Origin of the sequence: Rickettsiales endosymbiont of Peranema trichophorum, from assembly GCF_004210275.1 — a bacterium.
In the GTDB taxonomy this organism is placed as follows: Bacteria; Pseudomonadota; Alphaproteobacteria; order Rickettsiales; family Midichloriaceae; genus RICK02.
In genome coordinates this window covers 1-14,051 of record NZ_SCFA01000066.1, presented here as the reverse complement: position 1 = coordinate 14,051, position 14,051 = coordinate 1, and the positions used below count along the sequence as shown (strand labels likewise).

Here is a 14,051-nt window from a genome sequence, read left to right as displayed (position 1 = left end):
AACAAAGAAGTGAGCTTTGTGTACGATGACATAGTAGATGATTGGTTTAGCGAGGCAATAAGCATAGAGTCATACGACAGCTTTGTAAGAAGCTTGGTGGATGGAGACATGGAAAAGTTTGAGATGTACATCACAAGCTACATAATGCAAAGTGGGAGCTACTTTGACTTTAATAAGAACACACCAGAACAAGTCTTTCATGTGTTTATATTGGGTCTAGTTGTAGGATTGAGAGGAGAGTACTACATACGCTCCAATCAAGAGTCAGGGCTTGGAAGATTTGATGTAGTAATGTTGCCAAAGCAGAGTGGGAGAGCTGGTATTTTGCTGGAGTTCAAGGCAACGGATGACCCAAAGAAGCTGAAGGCAAAGGCAAAAGAAGGCCTAAAACAAGTGAAGGACAAGCAGTATCTTGAGCTTTTTAAACAGAACGGAGTGAAGGAAGTGGTGGCGATAGGACTTGCGTTCTCTGGAAAACAGATGTCTTTGATGAGTGAGAAGGTCCTATTGGAACACAAATAAGAGGCAATGTGAAATTATGAAATACAAACTACCGGTAGGAGTCAGCGATTTTAAAAAGATAGCAACAGGCAATTATGTCTTTACGGACAAGACGCTGTTGATCAAGGAAGTAATGGAGGATGGTGCTGATATTATACTTGTCACCAGGCCAAGGAGGTTTGGCAAGACGCTTAACCTGTCGATGCTTTACTACTTTTTGGACCATAGCCAGCCAAAGAGTGAGAATTTATTTGAGAAGCTGAACATAGGCCAGGACAAAGCATTTTGTGAGGAGCATCAGAATCAATATCCAGTGATATTCATATCGTTCAAGGATGTGAAGCAGTCTACATACCGAGGAGCATACGAGGATATTGTATGTCTTATTATGGAGCTGTATGAAGTACACAGGTATTTACTTGAAGTGGATGGATTGCTATCAGATAGTGAGGCAAGGATCTTTAAGGCATTAATGAACAGAGAAGGGAAGCCATCTGACATAAAGTCAGCACTTAGGCGGTTGTGCCTGTATATGTATAGGAAGTATGAGAAGAACCCAATTATATTGATAGACGAGTACGACACACCGATACAAGAAGCTTACCTGCACAAATACTACGAGAAGATGGTAGAGCTAATGCGGAGTATGCTTGGTCAGGCATTAAAGGATAACAGTTACTTAACAAAGGCTGTAGTCACAGGAATAACGCGTATCTCTCAGGAGAGTTTGTTTTCTGGATTAAACAACATAGAGGTATACTCGTTATTGAGAGAAGACTATGGGCAATACTTTGGGTTTACCGAAGATGAGGTTCTCAAACTGCTGGAAGAAACGAAGCAAGCAGTATCGCTTGATGCGATCAAGGAATGGTACAATGGTTATCAAATAGGGAGGCATGTACTATACAATCCCTGGTCGATAATAAAGTGTTTAAAGAACCATGGGAAGTTAGAGACCTACTGGGTCAAGACATCAGGGAATGAGTTGATAGAAGAGCTGTTAAAGGATGCGAAGCCGGAAGTCAGAAAGGAATTTGAGGAGTTGTTGCAGGGGAAGGTAATCACACAAGTACTGTCTGAGAATTTGGTGTTTCCGGACGTCAAGAAGAAGCCAGAAGCCTTGTGGAGCTTGTTATTGTATGCAGGATATCTGAAGGTGCTAAGTAGCAAGTTTATGGAGTATCACCTTGTATGTGAGATATCTGTACCGAACAAGGAAGTTGGAGGAGTATATAGTCAAATAGTATCTGAATGGTTTAGCGAGGCAACGAGCATAGACTCATACAACAGCTTTGTGAGAAGCTTGGTGGATGGGGACATGGAGAAGTTTGAGATGTACATCACAAGCTATATCATGCAAAGCGGGAGCTACTTTGACTTTAATAAGAACACGCCGGAGCAAGTGTTTCACGTGTTTATATTGGGCTTAGTAGTAGGGCTGAGGGGAGAGTACTACATACGCTCAAATCAAGAATCAGGGCTTGGAAGATTTGACGTAGTGATGTTGCCAAAACAGAGTGAAAGAGCTGGCATACTGCTGGAGTTTAAAGCAACGGATGACCCAAAGGAGCTGAAGGCGAAGGCAGAAAAAGGGTTAAAGCAAGTTAAGGATAAGCAATACCTGGAGCTTTTTAGACAGAATGGTGTGAAGGAGGTGCTTGCAATAGGGCTAGCGTTTTGCGGTAAGCAGATGTGTTTGGTGAGTGAAAAGGTCAATATATAATTTAGCTTGTGCTAAGAAATCGAGTGATATAGCATCAGGGGATTGCTAATGTCATGAAAAATCCCGATGCCTGCCATTGATACTCGCTCCATATCTGGAGCACAGGATACTACCTCAACAGCTAATGAGCACAAGAAGTACACATTAAGCGAGAAGCTGAAATGGCTATATAGGTCACAGGATACCTTGCCAAAACTGATCGAAGACGAGACTTTTCCTGACCAGAAGATGGACAAATATTATGTCAATTTGCGGATAATGCTAAATAGCCTGGGTAGCGGAGATAAGCAGGCGATAGAGGTACAGAACCTGTTTGAAGCGGTAGGAGATCAAGCTGCGACGGGTAAGGTGTTGATAACCGCAATAGCAGGTATGGGAAAGAGCACATTACTTAAGTACATATCGTACAAATGGGGGCAAGAAGATCCAAACAAAAGGCTATTTGGCGGCAAGTTTGATTATGTATTTAGCGTCAAATTAAAGAACCTAATGGCAAATGGATGGAATAAGCGTTCTGCGACTAAGGTAGACCCATTAGCAAAGTTTATATATGAGGGGTTGTTTGAGCAGCTGTTAGAGGTACAGAACAGCATTGAGGAGAAGAAGCAGGAGCTAGAAAAGCTAAAAGGCCAAAAAACTGAACGAAACGAAATACAAATTGCAGAGTTAGAGACAACAATTAATGAACGAGAAGTGAAGATCGATGATATGGAGATATCAAAGGATGAGGTGGTCAGGATCCTTAAGGAAGGTACCAGAGATGCAGCGGTCAACAAAAGAATACTGTTGTTACTAGATGGGTACGACGAAGTAGCCCACTTAAGCCACAATACCTTGATACAGAGGTTGCTAGATGAGATATGGAAGTTTGAAAACGTTGTGTTGACAACGAGACCAAATTCATTAGCACCAAGAATAGAGAATCAATTTGTCAGAAAGATAGAAGGAGCAGGATTAGGAGACAATGAAGTCAGACAGTATATAGATAGGTATTTTGAACATAAGGAGAACTTGCCTTGTCTTGATGGGGAGGTGGAGCATAGGAATCAGATGTTACGCGATGCACATCAAAAATTGAAGGAGAAATATGACAGCACCCCATCATTGAGAGAGACCTTGTCGGTACCAATCAATACGGTCATCTTTTGCTTGGTGAGCGGAGATGTTGAAGGAAATAGTCAATTTGATGAGGGTATTGAATTACCAAGGAGTAATAGGAATGACGATACCATAGGGGAGCTATATCAAAAGGCTGTGATATGGTTAGGCAAGAGATATGCAAGAAATAAAAAGGATGAACAAGATGTGACGCAAAATAGGATTCTAAGTACGGATGAGTTTAAATTACTAAACAAGGTGGCATATGAGCATTTCGTCAAGAACGAGGTCAGTATCAGTGGAGCATCATTAGACAAGGCGGCCATAGAAGGTGGATTTAGAGGCGTAAGGGTAGGAGACATATATAAATATGGTTTATTAAAAGCAAAGAAGAAGATAGGAGCACTATCGGACGATATGCTGCTACATCAAAATTACGAGTTTATTCACTTAAGCTTTCAGGAATGGTTAACGGGATATTACTTGCTAGACAAGCTCAAGCAAGGTGGAGAGAGTCGTAAGGAGGCTTTGCAATTTATATCAGAAGTGAAGACAGAGCCAAGGTATTTGGTGACGTTGAAGCTGTTAGTAGGCTTAGTGATGGGTTCTGAAGAGGCGATAAAGGAACAATTTTGGAATGCAGTATTATCAAATGCGGATGGAATGTTGGAATTAGATGTGGATAGCAAGGTGAGCTTATTGATGCATCTACTAGGACAAGTGAAGGAAGGCAATAGGTACAGGATACCGCACTATAAGGAGGTGGTAGCTTTTATAGATGGAGTAGTATGTACCAAGTTAGTGGACTGGGGCGACGAGATACGCGGAAGTACTTATATGTCTGTAAAGATGAAAGGTAGGTTGTTTGAGGTACTGGAAGGTGGTGTTAAGTTACAAGGTGCATTGGGGACTGCGGAGGAGCAAGGTAGTGATGTTATAGTTTCTCAGAAGGGCATAGAGCTAAAATCTATGATAAGACTGGTGGGTAAGGTGATAGCTCAGCTGTCTTCTGATGAACATACAAGAGTGCTTGATATATTAGAGAAATTGCTATTACCAAAAGAGGAACAGGAGGAAGGGTACTGGCAAGTACAAGGAGCGATATTGAAGGTTGTGCCCAAAGTGCTAGAGAATATGGAAGGGGGCGTCAGAAGCGCAAGGATCGGGGAGTTTGTTAATAAGGAGGTAATGAGTTTCTTGAGAGATGAAAATCTGAAGGAAGCTACAGGAGTTTTTTTTATTGAGTTGGGTACGGTTAAAGAGGTAGGAGCAGCAGCAGTGAAGAAATTAATTTCTCTTCTGAAGGGGGGGAAGGTGGGATACCGGGATGCTTGGTTTGTTGCTGAAGTGATAGGTAATGCAGTATCTGGAATCCATAGGGAAGCGAGGAATGAAGTATTCATGCAGCTGATTGCTATTCTGAAAGATACTGGCAGAGTCGTAGCTCTAGCGATAGGTAAGGTAGCAGATAAAGTAGACAAAGAAGTAGCGAAAGAAGCACTAACACAATTAATTCCTCTTCTGAAGGATGAAGTTGTACGCAGCAATGCAGTTCTAGCGATACATTGTGCAGCATGCAGAGTTGGAGTAGATCACGAAGTAGCGAAAGAAATCTTCATGGCATTAGTACAGCTTCTGGGGGATGAAGGCGACGGCCCTGACGGAGCAATTCAGCTCTCAGAAGAGGAGCGCGTTAGGAGAGCCGCATCTAGAGCGATTGGTGATATCGCATCTGAAGCTGATGCGTCACAAGAAGCCTTAACGCAATTAATTCCTCTTCTGAGTGATGAAGACGAGAATGTTCGCAGTGCTGCAGCCCGAATGATACGTAAGGTAGCAAATGGAGCAGACAAAGAAGTAGCCAAGGAATGCTTAATGCGGTTAATTTATCTTCTGAGTGATAAAGACTGGCGCGTTCGCGGTGCTGCAGCTGAAGTGATAGGTGATGTAGCATGTAGAGTTGGAATAGATCACGAAGTAGTCAAGGAAGGCTTCATAGCATTAAGGCGTCTTCTAAGGGATGAAGACGAGAATGTTCGGCAAGCTGCAGCTAAAGCGATAGGTGATGTAGCATGTAGAGTTGGAATAGATCACGAAGTAGTCAAAGAAGGCTTGATAGCATTAAGGCGTCTTCTAAGGGATGAAGACGAGAATGTTCGGCAAGCTGCAGCTGAAGGAATAGGCGATATAGCATGCAGAGTTGGAGTAGATCACGAAGTAGTCAAGGAAGGCTTCATAGCATTAAGGCGTCTTCTAAGGGATGAATCCAAGTATATTCAGCAAGCTGCAGCTAAAGCGATAGGTGATGTAGCATGTAGAGTTGGAGTAGATCACGAAGTAGTCAAGGAAGGCTTCATGGCATTAATGTATCTTCTGAAGAATGAAGACGAGAGTGTTCGCAGTGCTACAGCTCGAGCGATCGCTGAGGTAACATCTAAAGTAGGATTAGGCAAGGAAGTAGCGAAGGAGGCCCTAAGACGATTAATCCCTCTTCTGAGTGATGAATGCCAGTATGTTCGGGAAGCTGCAGCTAGAGCGATAGGTGGCACAGCATCTAGAGTAGAGGCAGACAAGGAAGTGGGGCAGACGGTCTTAAGACAATTAATGCTTCTTCTGAAGGACGAATACAAGTATGTTCGGGAAGCTGCAGCTGAAGCGATAGGACAGATAACATCTAGAGTAGATAAAGAAGTAAGCAAGGCGGTCTTAAGACAATTAATGCTTCTTCTGAAGGACGAATACAAGTATGTTCGGGAAGCTGCAGCTGAAGCGATAAGACAGATAACATCTAGAGTAGATAAAGAAGTAAGCAAGGCAGTCTTAAGACAATTAATCTCTCTTCTGGAAAATAAGAATGCGCGCTATGTCACAGCTGAAACAATAGGTAAGATAGCATCTAGGGTGGATAAGGAAGTAGCGAATGAAGCCTTAACGCAATTAACTCATCTCCTGAAAGATAGTAATACCAGGATAGCTGCAGCTGAAGCGATAGGTAATGTAGCATGTAGAGTAGAGCCAGACGAGGAACTAGCGCGGGAGATCTTAAGACAATTAATGCCTCTTCTGCAAGATAAAGGGCGAGATGTTCGGCAAGCTGCAGCTGAAGCGATAGGTCAAGTAGCATATAGAATAGATCAAGATGTAGGAGAAGAAGTCTTAACGCAATTAATGGAATTTTTGAAGGAATCGGCCTCGAAAGACAGCGCGAATGTAATTCATGCGATAGGCAAGGTAGCATATAGGGTGAAGGTGGACAAAGGAGCACGTGAGGCAGTTTTAATGGGGCTGATTCCTCTTCTGAAAGATAAAGGCAAGTATCCGCGCAAAGCTGTAGCTTGGGCGATATGTAAAGTGGCAGTAGATCAAGAAGTAGCAAAGGCAGCATTACTCCAACTAATTCCTCTTCTGAAAACTGAGAATATGCACAGATCTGTAGTTGGAGCGATATTTCAGATAGCGCAGAGAGTGAGAGTGGATAAAGAAGTAGCGAATGAAGCCTTAGAGCAATTCATTCCTTTTCTGAAAGATCAGGATGTAGCCTACACGCTAGGTTGTGTAGCATCCGGAGTGGAAGATAGAGAAGTAAGGAAGCAAGCTTTAATGCAATTAATTCTCCTTTTGAAGGATAAAGACAGTGGTACCCACGGGATCGCAGGTAAAGCGATAGATGCTATCATCTGTAATAGTGGCTTTAAGACACTATTAGACCTAAGAGAGACTAGCAGAACTGATAAAATAACACATGATAAAATTATCAGTGCATTATCTACTCAACTAAACGATCTTGGCGCATTAGAAGACATTCAAATAGATGAGTTACGGTCCGTACAAAAAGCTTTGGCTCCTGACTTCAAGGGTAACAAGCCTGTTGCAACCAGTAAGGGAAGCGAGGACATTTTAAAGAGCGTTTTAGAGCAAGTGTTGCAAAGATTTGACCATTATATAGGAGGTACACAAAATGTGCATGCAGCGTCTAGGTTGTTTAATGCTATCGAAGAAGATGATGAACGGGAAGATAGCAGGGACGGGTTACGAGATGAAATTAAGAGAACATTAGAAGTTAGGTTAAAATCATTGGATGACTATAAAGGACAAAGTTGGAAGCTTGTTTTGCCGATATTAGAAGTGATAGGTCAACATCCAGATGAAGAGGAGCCGAAAGAAGCAGAGTTGGTGAAGATAGCACGTAAGGTTTTGTACGAACAGATAGCTAAACCAGGGAATGCGGCTAAAGCTATAGAGGCTCTACAGGAGGTGGGTATCGATAATGTATTGCGTATGTCCTCTGAAAGCAGGAACCTATTGAAAAAGCTATATCAAAGTGTGCTTGAAGATAGAGTCATAGAGGAAAAAGAAGCCCAATTCATGGAAGAGTGCATGAAACACGGCATCACTGCTTTATTTAGACGAGATGGTAGCGTGATATTGAACGGTATCAGATATAGAGTAGAGGATGAAAAAAGCAAGAGATTGCTAGAGGATGTGATAGAGAAGACCCTGGATACACTAAGCAAGGGCGAGGATAGTGGAGAGCTAGGCTATTATGTAAAACTTGCCAAGCAGTATAAAACACATCAGCCAATGTTTACACTTGGGTCGGCTACATCCGATATTTCAAGCGAAGATGTAAAGAGTATACTAGGAAGCAAGGCTATAGTCACCAATGAGGGATGGCACACATCTATCATGCACCTATCAACACAAGGCAAAACACCTCCAAAGGATGTCCTTCTACTGATGGAGAAAAGGAATGTATTTGGAGATCATGTGATAGCAAAGATATCTGTGGATTCAGGCGGTGCATTTAGGAAGGAGATGTTCATAAGAGATCCTAGAAACGGTAAGACAGTCAAAGCTGGAAGTAATGAAGTAGCCAGGATGGAGAACATCATTGATGGTATGTCCTACAACGCGGTTGCCATGTTAAAGCCACGTTATTATGTGACGAGTATTGAACTCGACATGGAATCAGGAACCAGGCTCCTACAGTACGTGTCTGGTAAAAAGATAGATGTGGGAGTAGATGTATACAATGAGTTTTGGAGCTTGTTAAACCAGTATGGTCATGTAGAGGTGCTGAACTGGCTAGAATATGTAAAGAACGCAGATGGTACAGTATATGAGCTCAAGAAGGAGAAATTGTTTGAAGAAAAGGAGGTGAACTATGTACTGACGAGACAGGAGAGCTTTGAGATTAATATGTTGGAGTTCAACAACTTAGAAAGGCAGCTACAGCCTATTCTTACAAGCCTCCATTTAAAGGAAGAGGATGAGAGAGAAGTAGCAGAGATAGAATCTGACCCATATAAGAAAGGCTTCTATAAAGCACTGATATTACAACTGAATGGAGTATATGCTGCGTGTTTAAACATCAACAGCGAATTGATATCAGCAAAGGAAGAAAAAGGTCATTTGGGTACTTTTGGCGGATTAGTGAAGTCGTTTGGAGAGGGAATGTCACTATTTGGTGTAGTGGGGTTGTCATTAATAGGAGATGTGATGGAGAAAATAGACAGCACCCGTCAAGAGGAATCAACGTCCCAAAGAGTCCAGCAATACCTTAAGCTAGCCAGCACTAGCACAAAGATGGAGAGGTTTGCAGAGAAATTATCAAGAGAGCTTGTTAAGATTGCAGGTGCCATCAATCTTGAAGAGGACAGTACTGATCATATAGCAACAGCCTTGGATATAGCAGGTAAAGAGCAAGCAGACATGGTGACATCTGCCTTGTTGACAGTACAAGGTAGAATAGCAGACGTATCATCGGCCAAGGGGGCAGGAGAGTTAAAGAGCTATACGGATTATTTGAAGAGGTTCTTCTCAAACGGTCAAGTTGCGAAGGTGAGTGAGCAAGACCAAGATATGTCAAGAGGAGAAGAGGAAGCAAAAAAGGTAAGTAAGCTAGTGATACAGTTAATATTGGAAGGGAAATTAGCAGATATTCAAGTGGTTGACGAACAGGTTAGCACTGTAATAGAGCTGCTAGGCCTCAAGGAGCCCCTACATACTGTAGGCACTACCCCAGCCCCTGCAGTAGATGCGGTTACGGCAGGACCAGTGACCGTAAATGACGCAGCCGGTACTGATGAATGCGGCTCAGGAGATAAGGATAATATGGACGATACTGTACCAAACCACAAGGCAAGAAAATTTGTTGTAGAACATGCGATAGATGGCAGATACGGTATCATGAACCAACTAGAGATGATTAAAGGCGCATTGCCAATCAGCGATCGGGGAAGGATGCTCTCGGCATTACTTGACGGTGCTGAGGAAACGGTAAAAGCGATAAAGGGAGCATTAGGAGAAGAGTCAAGGAGCGAACCTCAGTACAACAATGCGAGAGAGAAGCTGTTTATATGTTCCTCGATAACCTATAGATTGCCCGGAACATGGGATAGACTGAAATATGTCCTCAAAGAAGCAATCAAAGATGACGAGGGAGAGAGCTATTTAGACATAGACAGCAAGTTAAATACATTTGATAACGTAGTATCTTACTGGACAGGTCTAGAAGAAGTGACGAGTAAGATAGGTAACGTAGTAAGGCCAACGCTAGTATTAGGAGGAGCGACAGCATCCTACATTACAACGAATAGACATAGTGAACTGGTATGGGCGATGTCTCAGCCTGAATTTGGATTTGCAGAAGGAGGAATGGTACAGAAGAGTCTGTATTACCTCACATCGGGCATGACAGCAGTATACTTTGGAGGATTAGCGGCAGGTGCTATAGGAGCAGCTACAGCTGCGGGAACCACAGGGTTGATGACAGCACCTGTACTAGTACCAGCATCTATGGCGTTGTTAGCGGGAAGCAGTTTAATGGGAAGAGCATCGGTAGATTTAGGGCTTGTATCAGAGGATAATAGCTGGGTATACACCTTGAATACGGGAGCAGGATTAGGGATGGAAGTATTGGGTCTATTTAATGCACCATCAAAGATACTAAAAGCGATGCATGGTATAGGAATAACGGCATACTCAGTAGTACCATTGCAAAGTGCTTATAGTAATCTAAAGAGTATGTGTGGAACCGCATACGAAGGAATATTTCCACCGGAAGGATGGTTATCAAGCGAGCAAAAAGCAGAGCTATTAGGATATGAGAAGTTGCTGGTATATGGACTTCACAATGGAGAGGTCAAGTTATTAAGTGATATTTTGGGAGAAATAAAGGAGAAAGGATATAAATCTGTAGAATTATTGAATACAGAGGACCAAAAAGGACAGAACTGGTTACAGATGGTATTGTCATACAAGGATATCAATATCACCAAGGAGATGTTGGTGGTATTGCTGTCAGAATACGGACCAGAAAGTGTAGATGCAATAACAGGACTGGTGATGGAAAAAGCAGGAGATAAGTTTGTATTGGAAGAATTGATGAAGAAAGCGGAATTATTTGGAGTTTTTATAGAAAAAGCAACAAAAGATGTATGGAAAATAGGAAAAGGAGGGATAATCGATCAATTGATAGAGAAGAAAGAATCTCAGTTAATAGCTAAGGTATTGGAGCACTTATCCTTGTTACCAGAGACAGAGGGTATAGTGGTAGATACATTGAATACAATGCTAGAGTCTGGCGGAAGATTGATAGATCTAATAAGAGATACGGAAGGATGTAAGAAGCAAGTGGAAGTGTACGACGGTCATTATAACAGACTGATAGAAGAGAGTAACATACACAGCATAACGAATATATTGAAGATATTAGAGAAAGACGGTGTATTGGAAGGGAATATAGAGAAATTACGAGAGAAATTGCAAGAAATGGATAAAACATCTGTATGTAGTGACATTGAGAGCTGTCAGGAGAAGGTGGAAGTCTATAAGGGCTTGAAAGATGTATTATTGAATGGAGAGAAGAGACTGGGCGAAGAGATGGAGGTGATAGTAAGGGGAGGAGAACTGAGAGTGGAGTCGCTAAAGATGAAGGAAGCCTTAGCATCTATAGGAGCAGAGCTGAAAGGAATAGTAATGAGCAAGAAGGTTATGGAATTAGGGAAGGAGTTAAAGGCGCATGCATATCAAATGTATGAAGGTTGTGGCTGGTTTGGTTCATGGAAGAGCAAGATAATAAGCGGTGACTGCAAAGGACAGAAAGGATGTATAGAGAATGAAGAATTTATAAGGAAGGTGGGAGAGTTAAATGGAGTAGTGGGTAAGGAATCTGTATTAAGGTTACCGATACCGGAGAATGGAGAATATAAATTAGTAGAAGTGATGAATTGTGTAGAGAAGGAGGGTAATATATGCTTCGTGGAGAGTATGGGATTAAGGATGCTAAACGAACACACATCTAGCGTGATAGAGATATCGAAGAAATACAGCGAAATAACAAGGACTGTGAAAGAAATATCGGAGATATATTGTAATAACGTAGAAAGTGATAAGGAAGGAATCTGCCACTACGACACATCACAACATTGGATACCTGTCGAGGAGCTGTTGTAGGCTTATTGGGAGAGCGAAGCTGCAACCCAATAGCGTATAGGGAGATCATGCAAAAACGGCGTGCGGTGATGCCATTATTGGTAGTATTCAGTAAATGTGAGTGTTTACGTGCTCAATTATTAACTGCGCTATGACCTAGTTTTTTATACAGAGTTAATTTGTGTTATCTGACTTTTTATCTGAAGTGTAGAACATGTGTAGAACGTAGTATGATTTTAATAAACAAATTCATGAAAAAGATGGCGTGCCCGGAAGGATTTGAACCCACGACCCACTGCTTAGAAGGCAGTTGCTCTATCCAACTGAGCTACGGGCACAACGAGAAAGTTGAACAAAAGTATAAAGCCTCTCTATTGTATAGTCAATCACTTATGTGTTTCAGGGCGACTGCTCACAATATTTGCAGTGAGTGTTCATATGGTTCCTCTACACACTGCAGCTCTTACGGTTCAGATGGCCCTGAAGATGAAAATGGTGTTGAGGCCTTTGACGAAGAGCATAGCTCAATGAGCAATGATGGCGTCTTTGGGGGCGATAACGCGACGCTTGATGGCGACACAATATTTGAAAGGACACTCAATCTGACGTATGGATTCTGACATATTGTATACGTATTTTACACTGAAGCTGAAAAGTAAGGTTGCCGGTATTGCAGTTTTGTGATACTTACTTTGATCAGCATGCCCTAATTGTATAGTCAAAGTTATTATGAAAATCCTCCTGAATTTACCCTTTAAGCCCGAAGCTTTTTTTTGCTCAGCAAAGCTCATGGTGTTTGTACTACTTCTTGGTAATCTAGTAGGGTGCGATGCTCTTTCCAGATTACATTCAAAAAACAAGGTGGAAGTTAAGGGTGAAAGAATCAGTGCATTGGCACAACCGGCAATACAAGGAGTAGAAGAGCAACTACATCCACAAGATTACAGCAAGATCGTCCCACAAAACGTCCAATCGGTCGATAGTTCAATTGGCGTGGATTCAATAAAATACCCAAATATTTTATTACCAGATACACTAAAACAGTTTCAACAGTTCAGCATAGGTACAACCACCAGATTGTCTGGTGTAACGTCCCCTATAGTTTCTGATGATAAGCTGATTATGCTTGATACATATGGTAAGATTAATGCATACAGCATTACAAACAGAAAGATGTTATGGTCAAACAGCTTTTTTTACAACCTCACGCACAAGGGTCGATTTAGCGGTAGCACCTATAACCTTGGTGGAATGTTACACACTAACGGGGTAATATACGCTACAGGCGGTCTCAATACTGTTATTGCACTTAATGCTGAGGATGGGAGATTGTTATGGTCCCGGGAGATCTTTAGCATGACAAGAGCAACGCCTGTACTCCATAAAAATATTCTTCTCATACAAGGCTTGGACAACAGCCTGTACGCTTTGCATAGTGAAACAGGAGCTGTAGTTTGGTACTACTTGGGCAACAAAGGGGAGATGAGCATTACCACTACAACTGCACCCGTTGTCAATAACAATAAAGTGATCTTCACGTCTTCAGCTGGAGAGATCATAGCTCTTGACATCGCAGACGGTTCAGAAGTGTGGTCATACGATGTTGCAATGAACATTAGCGGCGTTGGCGTACAGAGACATGTGTACGACGTTGTGCATCAGACTTTAATGGACGGTAAGATGCTCATCACGTATGGTAACGATGGCGCTGTTATGGCCCTTGATGCTGGTACTGGCATACCTATCTGGAGAAGAGCACTATATGTCAACAGACCAATTTGGTCATATGGAGATTTACTGATAGGAATCACAGAGTATAAGCAGCTCGTTGCATTTAGTAAGCTTAGTGGTAAGACGAGATGGGTAGTGGATCTAAGCGCTCACTTAACAGATAGCAAGTTAAGCAAAAAGGAAAAATCTGGAGTGGTTTGGATGCAGCCTATTGTAACCAATGGAAACATCATGTTGGTCAACTCTGTTGGTCAACTCTTGAAGTTTGGGATTGGCGATGGCTCTTTAGTTAGCATCCAACCTGTTCTTTCTGGAGTTTATAATCCACCAATTGTCTCTAACGGAAGCTTATTTTTGATTTCTTCTGCAATAATTGCTCAATATAAGTAATGTTATGGTTAAAACTAGACACTTTCACATATCTAGTTTAAAATTGGCACAATGAATCAAAGTAACTCATAAAATAACGCTATTGTAATGGATGCAATAACTATAAGCGGTGGTAGTCGGTTAACTGGCGACCTCGTAATCAGTGGTGCAAAAAATTCCGCTCTACCTATTC

5 protein-coding genes and 1 tRNA gene are annotated in these 14,051 nt (G+C 42.0%); 5 read left to right on the top strand and 1 reads right to left on the bottom strand.

Features of this window, described 5'->3' with window-relative positions; translation table 11 throughout:
- From EDM53_RS03455 to EDM53_RS03445, 3 genes are all read left to right on the top strand, one after another.
- The coding region (locus tag EDM53_RS03455; protein ID WP_207215462.1) for a PD-(D/E)XK nuclease domain-containing protein at positions 1 to 522 on the top strand (522 nt) is incomplete at its 5' end.
- Positions 523 to 538: 16 nt separating this feature from the next.
- Entirely contained in the window at positions 539 to 2,224 is a 1,686-nt protein-coding gene (locus tag EDM53_RS03450; RefSeq protein WP_130122289.1) for an AAA family ATPase, read from the top strand.
- A gap of 66 nt (positions 2,225 to 2,290) precedes the next feature.
- Positions 2,291 to 11,779 carry a HEAT repeat domain-containing protein gene (locus EDM53_RS03445; RefSeq protein ID WP_130122288.1) on the top strand — a complete coding sequence of 3,163 codons (9,489 nt, stop codon included), beginning with the start codon at positions 2,291 to 2,293 and terminating at the stop codon, positions 11,777 to 11,779.
- A 240-nt stretch (positions 11,780 to 12,019) separates the two neighbouring features.
- Here EDM53_RS03445 and EDM53_RS03440 read toward each other — a convergent pair.
- Positions 12,020 to 12,096: transfer RNA gene (locus EDM53_RS03440), tRNA-Arg, on the bottom strand.
- Between the two features lie 54 nt (positions 12,097 to 12,150).
- On the opposite strand from EDM53_RS03440, the gene EDM53_RS03435 reads away from it, so the two are divergent.
- Positions 12,151 to 12,378, top strand: coding sequence for a hypothetical protein (locus EDM53_RS03435; protein ID WP_130122287.1), 228 nt, complete (start codon positions 12,151 to 12,153; stop codon positions 12,376 to 12,378).
- Between the two features lie 169 nt (positions 12,379 to 12,547).
- Entirely contained in the window at positions 12,548 to 13,879 is a 1,332-nt protein-coding gene (locus EDM53_RS03430; protein WP_165379612.1) for a PQQ-binding-like beta-propeller repeat protein, read from the top strand.
- Positions 13,880 to 14,051: the final 172 nt, after the last annotated feature.